This window comes from Curtobacterium sp. B18, from assembly GCF_000333375.1.
Classification (GTDB): domain Bacteria; phylum Actinomycetota; class Actinomycetes; order Actinomycetales; family Microbacteriaceae; genus Curtobacterium.
Genome location: NZ_BACZ01000486.1, coordinates 1 through 2,038, shown reverse-complemented (window position 1 = coordinate 2,038; position 2,038 = coordinate 1). Strand labels below are relative to the sequence as shown.

The 2,038-nt window shown below is 73.3% G+C and carries 2 protein-coding genes and 1 pseudogene; 1 reads left to right on the top strand and 2 read right to left on the bottom strand.

Translation table 11 applies throughout. The features are described from left to right. Nucleotides 1-858 (top strand): TolB family protein (locus I5E_RS25550; RefSeq protein WP_022907357.1); only part of this gene is annotated, 858 nt, incomplete at its 5' end. A 131-nt stretch (nucleotides 859-989) separates the two neighbouring features. Here the strand turns inward: I5E_RS25550 and I5E_RS12935 are convergent. Both I5E_RS12935 and I5E_RS21760 read right to left on the bottom strand, forming a co-directional pair. Beyond that, nucleotides 990-1,664 carry an ABC transporter ATP-binding protein gene (locus I5E_RS12935; RefSeq protein WP_031262643.1) on the bottom strand — a complete coding sequence of 225 codons (675 nt, stop codon included), beginning with the start codon at nucleotides 1,662-1,664 and terminating at the stop codon, nucleotides 990-992. 140 nt (nucleotides 1,665-1,804) lie between these two features. Beyond that, nucleotides 1,805-2,038, bottom strand: a pseudogene (locus tag I5E_RS21760) (ABC transporter permease); the annotation flags it as partial.

Below are 2,038 nucleotides of genomic sequence, written 5' to 3'. Positions count from 1 at the left end.
AGCCGGATCGTGTTCGAGTCTAGCACCCTGCTCGTCGAGGCGCCGAACGTGCTGCACGACGGCACCCTCGTGCTGAACGGCGGCGGCGACCTCTGGCTGCTGCGGCTCCCTGCCGCCGGTGACGCCGTCCTCGACGAGACCGCACTCGTCCCCGTGCCGATGCCCGGCGTCCCCGAGATCAACAACGACCACGTGCTCGACCCCTCGGGCCCGTCCGTCGTGGTGAGTGCTCGCGACGGGGACCTGTACCGGGTGCCGGTGCCGGCCGGGGGAGCGGCGGCGACCCTCACCGACGTCACCACCGCCCTGCCGGTCGTCCGGAAGTTCTACCTGCACGGCATCTCTCCGGACGGGGAGACCCTCGCGGCGATCGTCGGGGAGCGCACCGAGGAGGGCGTCTGGACCACCGACGTCGCCCTCGTCGACCCCGCCACCGGGGACCCGACGTTCCTGACCCGCGACGAGCACCCCGACGACGGCGTCTCGTTCGCCGGGGAGGTGCTCGTGTGGAACTCGGAGCGGTTCACGCCGGGCACCGCGCAGCTCGTCGCGCTCTGGCCGGGGGCGACCGACCCGGTGCGGATCACGAACGACGACCGGGTGAACTGGTTCCCGCACGTCTCGCCGGACGGGGCGCACCTGCTCTACCTGTCGTACGAACCGGGTGTGCAGGGGCACCCGGCCGACCACCGGGTGGAGCTCCGGCTCCTGCCGGGTTCGCTCGTGCGCGGTGCCCGGATCGCCGTCCAGCCGGAGACCCTCGTCACGCTCGACGGCGGGCAGGGGACCGTGAACGTGCCGCCGTGGTCCCAGGATTCCCGCTGGTTCGCGTACTGCGACTACCCGGTGGCGCCGTAGGGCCGCGACGCCGCCGCGGTGCCGCGACGCCGCCGCGGTGCCGCGACCTCACGCGCTGAGCGACAGTTCACGCGCTCGGTGGTCCGTGAACTGTCGCTCAGCGCGAAACACCGGCTGCGCCGCCGGCAGGGCTAGACCTCGCGCACCTGGCCCTGCTTGATGTGCAGCCGGCGCTCGGCCCGCTTCGCCACCCACGAGTCGTGCGTGACGATGACGACGGTGAGCCCGCGTTCCCGCCACTGCTTCTCGATGAGCCCCATGATCTCGTCACGGGTCGCCTCGTCGAGCGCACCGGTCGGCTCGTCCGCCAGCAGCACGCTCGGGTTCTTGACCAGCGCCCGGGCGATCGCCACGCGCTGCTGCTGCCCGCCCGAGAGCTCCGCGGGCAGGTGGTCGAGCCGTTCGCCGAGCCCGACCTCCCGGAGCGCGGCGGTCGCCCGCTCGCGGATCTCCGCCCGTGATCGGTTCGCGAGGGACCCGGCGAACGCGGTCTCGACGTTCTCCAGCGCGGTCAACGTCGGGATGAGGTTGAAGCTCTGGAAGACGAAGCCGATCTCGGTGGCGCGCAGGTTCGTCAGCGCCCCGTCCCCGAGCTTCGCGACGTCCTGGTCGCCGAGCAGCACGCTCCCGGCACTCGGCCGATCGAGCGCGCCGAGCATCTGCAGCAGCGTCGACTTGCCGCCGCCCGTCGGGCCCTGGACCGCCACGAGCTGCCCCTGCGGGATGGTCAGGTCGACGTTCGTCAACGCGGTGACGGTCCGGTTCTTCTGCTTGTACGTCTTGCTCACGTTCTTCAGGGCGTAGATGGGCCGGGAGGCGCGGCTCGCCTCCGCCGCGGAGGGCGCGGTGTCGATGCGGGTCACGGGTGCTCCTGTCGGTTCCGGGGTCGCTCGGGTGTGGTCGGGCGTGCCCGACGTGGGGGTCGTGCCGGTGGTCGGTCCGGGCATCAGGCCACGCTCCGCAGCGCCTCGGCGGGACGGAGCCGGCTCGCGCGCCAACCGCCGAGTGCGCCGGCGATGAGGCCGCCGAGGACGGCGAGGCCGATCGCGAGCAGGATCACCTCGACCGTGACCGGGGCGTGCAGGACGACGTCGGTCGTCGAGGCCGTGCTCGCGCCGCCGCCGAACCCACCGGCCGGGGCACCGCCGGTCGTGCCGCTGCCGGCCGCCGCGGTCGCCGC